This is a genomic window from Dactylosporangium sp. NPDC049140 (genome assembly GCF_040648435.1).
Genome location: NZ_JBEZDS010000138.1, coordinates 1 through 2,666, shown reverse-complemented (window position 1 = coordinate 2,666; position 2,666 = coordinate 1). Strand labels below are relative to the sequence as shown.

Here is a 2,666-nt window from a genome sequence, read left to right as displayed (position 1 = left end):
ATCGACGAGCATGGTGTGTCGGTGTTGCAGGCGACGCCGGCGACGTGGCAGATGCTGGTCGAGGACGGCTGGACGGGTTCCCCGTTGCTGCGGGTACTGTGTGGTGGTGAGGCGTTGCCCGGGTCGTTGGCGGCTTCGTTGGTGCAGCGGGCTGGGACGGTCTGGAACATGTACGGCCCGACCGAGACCACCGTGTGGTCCGCGGTCGACCAGGTCACGGCCGGCGCCCCGGTCACCCTGGGTTCGCCGATCGCCGGGACCCGCTGGTTTGTGCTGGACGCCTCACTGCGTGAGGTTCCGGCGGGTGTGGTCGGTGAGTTGTACATCGGTGGTGCCGGTGTAGCCCGCGGGTATCTGGGTCGTCCTGAGTTGACGGCTGAGCGGTTCGTCGCGGACCGGGACGGCACACGGCTCTACCGGACCGGTGACCTGGCACGGTGGCGCTCCGATGGGCGGCCGGAGTTCCTCGGCCGTGCGGACTTCCAGGTGAAGGTTCGCGGGTTCCGGATCGAACTTGGTGAGGTTGAGGCTGCGATCCGTGATCAGGCGGGTGTGTCGGCGGCCGTGGTGGTGGCTGACGGTTCGCGGCTGGTTGCGTATGTGGTGGGTCAGTGCTCGGTTGACGGGTTGCGGGAGCGGCTGCCGGACTACATGGTGCCCTCCGTGTTCGTCGAGATGACCGCGCTCCCGTTGAACGCGAACGGGAAGGTCGACCGGAAGGCGCTGCCGGCGCCCGACGCTCCCGCGGTGACCGCGGAGTACGTGGCCCCGCGGACGGTGGTTGAGGAGGCGGTTGCTGAGGTCTGGGGTGCGGTGCTGGGCGTTGAGCGCGTTGGGGTGTTCGACGACTTCTTCGCACTCGGTGGGCATTCGCTTCTGGCGACCCGTGTGGTGTCACGGATTCGGAGCGTGTTCGGCGTTGAGGTACCGGTCGGGGCGTTGTTCGATGCGCCGACGGTGGCCGGGCTCGCGGCTGCGGTTGACACGGCCGGCCCTGGGACCGGCACGGCGGCGATTGTGCCGGTCGGGCGGGACCGTGCGTTGCCGCTGTCGTTCGCACAGCAGCGGCTCTGGTTCCTCGCACAGTTGGATCCCGGGTCGGTGGAATACAACCTGCCGTCTCGGATTCGGTTCGGTGGGGATGTCTCGGCCGAAGGGCTGGCGGCGGCGCTCACGGCCCTCGTTGCGCGGCACGAGGTGCTGAGGACGCGGCTCGTTGCCGATGCTGATGGCGTGCCGTACCAGATCATCGAGCCGGCGGCGCCGGTGGAGCTTGCCGTCGTTGACCTGTCCGGTGCTGAGGACCCGGACGGGGCGGCACGGGCGTGGTTGGACGCCGATGGTGCAGCGCCGTTCGATCTGAGCGCTGGGCCGCTGTTCCGGGCGACGCTCGTGCGGGTCGGGCCGGACACGCAGGTGTTGTCGCTGGCCATGCACCACGTTGTGGGCGATGAGTGGTCGGCGGGGATTCTCCGGCGCGAGCTCGACGCCTTGTATGAGGGTGCCGTCCTGGAGCCGTTGCCCGTGCAGTACGCGGACTTTGCGGTGTGGCAGCGGCGGTGGCTCACCGGGGAGGTGCTCGAGCGACAGCTGGGGTTCTGGCGTGACCGGTTGGATGGCGCGCCGGTGTTGGAGCTGCCGGCGGATCGTCCTCGGCCGGCGTTGCGGTCGGGTGTCGGTGCGGTGATGGAGTTTGCGGTGCCGGCTGAGGTGGCGTCGGGTCTGCGTGCGGTGGCCCGTGAGGCTGGGGCGTCGATGTTCATGACGGTGTTTGCGGCGTTCAATGTGTTGCTGTCGCGGTACGCCGGTCAGGATGACGTCGTGATCGGTACGCCGATCGCGAACCGGAACCGTGCTGAGATCGAGGGACTGATCGGGTTCTTCGTGAACACGTTGGTGTTGCGGACGGACTTGTCCGGTGATCCGACGTTCGCGGAGTTGGTGGGCCGGGTGCGGGCTGGGACGCTGGATGCGTACGCGCATCAGGATGTGCCGTTCGAGCACCTGGTGGATGAGCTCGGAGTCGACCGGGACCGCTCCCGGACGCCGCTGTTCCAGGTGCTGTTCAACTATGCGAACGGTGAGGGGCGGCAACCCGTTGCCCGGAGTGCTGCGGTGTCCATGCCGGTCAAGTTCGACCTCTCGATGACGGTGTTCGAGTTCCCCACCGGGCTGACGGGATCGGTCCAGTTCAGCACGGCGTTGTTCGATGAGGCGCGGATGGTGCGGTTGGTTGGGCATTTCCAGCAGGTGTTGGCGGCGGTGGCTGGGGATGCGGGTCGTCGTCTGTCGGAGGTGCCGTTGCTGACTGCGGTGGAGACGGCGGAGTTGGCACGGTGGAATGACACGGTGACCGTGCTACCCCCGGTGGAGACGGTGCTGGATTTGATCGGGTCCCGGGATCCGGCCGCGACGGCGGTCCGTGCCGGCGGCACAGCGCTGACGTATGGCGAGTTGTGGCAGCGGTCGGCGGATGTGGCCGGTTATCTGCTGGGTTCGGGGGTCGGCCCGGAGTCGGTGGTTGGGCTGCGGTTCGGCCGGGGTGTGGAGTTTGTGGTGGCGGTGCTGGGGGTGTGGCGGGCTGGTGCGGCGTATCTGCCGTTGGATCCGTCGTATCCGGCGGAGCGGCTTGATTTTATGGTGGCTGATGCTGGTGCGGTGCTGGT

Annotated in this window: 1 protein-coding gene; it reads left to right on the top strand. The window is 68.0% G+C overall.

What is annotated here, in order from left to right:
* Nucleotides 1-21: 21 nt before the first annotated feature.
* The coding region (locus tag AB0B76_RS58830; protein WP_360395141.1) for a condensation domain-containing protein at nucleotides 22-2,666 on the top strand (2,645 nt) is incomplete at its 3' end.